At 35.7% G+C, this 1581-nt stretch carries 1 protein-coding gene; it reads left to right on the top strand.

Translation table 11 applies throughout. The features are described 5' to 3' along the window. The first annotated feature begins 115 nt into the window (after positions 1-115). On the top strand, positions 116-1435 hold the full coding sequence (locus ACTNB3_RS17745) for a nucleotide sugar dehydrogenase (RefSeq protein WP_441027279.1): 1320 nt from the start codon (positions 116-118) through the stop codon (positions 1433-1435). Positions 1436-1581: the final 146 nt, after the last annotated feature.

Genomic DNA, 1581 nt, shown 5'->3' with positions numbered 1-1581 from the left:
TACAGAGAAATGTTCATTCCTATGGCTTCTTCTTCTGAGATATTTATTGATGATATATTGAAAAAATCCTTGATTTTCAAGGAAAAAAGACTTGACTTAATAGGGAGGAAAGACTATGTCTTTGTATGAAGAACTTGTATCAAAAAAGGAAAAACTTGCATTGGTCGGCTTGGGATATGTAGGTATGCCCATTGCTATTGCTTTTGCTAAAAAGATAGATGTTATTGGTTTCGATTTGAATAAAGCAAAAATAGACTTGTATCGATCTGGTGTTGATCCTACTTGTGAGGTTGGTGATGACACGATCAAAAATACTTCTGTAGAGTTTACAACTGATGCTGAAATGCTACAAGAGGCAAAATTTATAATTATAGCCGTTCCAACTCCAGTAAATCAAGACAAAACGCCCGATTTGTCACCTGTCATTGGAGCAAGTGAAATCGTTGGTCGTAATCTGACCAAAGGAGCTATTGTAGTATATGAATCTACAGTCTATCCAGGAGTTACGGAAGATATTTGTATCCCCGTTTTAGAGAAGGAATCCGGATTAAAATGTGGAGATGATTTTAAGGTGGGATATTCGCCGGAACGTATCAATCCGGGGGATAAAATTCACAGATTAGAAAACATTACAAAAATTGTGTCTGGTGTTGATGCAGAGGCACTGGAAGAAATAAAAAATGTTTATAATTTAGTAATAGAAGTTGGTACTTATCCAGTTTCTTCGATTAAAACCGCTGAAGCGATTAAAGTGGTAGAGAACAGTCAGCGAGATATTAATATTGCGTTTATGAATGAGTTGGCAATGGTTTTTGATAGGATGGGAATTGACACAAATGAAGTAGTGGATGGCATGAATACCAAATGGAATGCGCTCGGTTTTCGGCCAGGTTTAGTTGGTGGTCATTGCATTGGCGTGGATCCGTATTATTTTGTTTATGAGGCTGAAAAATTAGGATATCATAGTCAAATTATTGCAGCTGGGAGAAAGGTTAATGACGGAATGGGAGCTTTTGTCGCAGATGCTGCAATTAAACAATTAATATTGGCAGGAAAAACTCCCAAAACGTCTAAGGTTGTAATTTTGGGATTAACGTTTAAAGAGAATTGTCCGGATACACGAAATTCAAAAGTTGAAGATATTCTTTTGAGATTAAATGAATATGATATACATCCGCTGATTGTAGATCCTTGGGCAAAAGAACAAGATGCGATTAAAGAATATAATGTGGAATTATCAGATATATCTGAAATTAACGATGCTGACTGTATTATTCTTGCAGTTGCACACAATGAGTTTAAAGCTATACAGATGTCTGATTTGAATCGTCTTTATGGGGATAAACCAGATGGCGCGAAAATACTTATTGATGTTAAAGGTATTTTTGATATGGATGAAGTCCAAAAATATGGAATTCGCAGTTGGAGGTTATAGAAATGAAGATAAAAGATATTGTTAAAAAAATAACGGGGGAGACTGTCTGAAAACTAGGACAGCCAGCACATCGCATAACTAATAGGTTGAACCACCTGTTTTGGGTGTTTGACATAAATAAATTTGCACATTGAAAACTGAATAAA

Origin of the sequence: Bariatricus sp. HCP28S3_D3 (assembly GCF_052065755.1) — a bacterium.
Lineage (GTDB): Bacteria > Bacillota > Clostridia > Lachnospirales > Lachnospiraceae > Allocoprococcus.
Note: the sequence above shows the minus strand (reverse complement) of the source record. Positions and strands in the feature narration are given on the sequence as shown.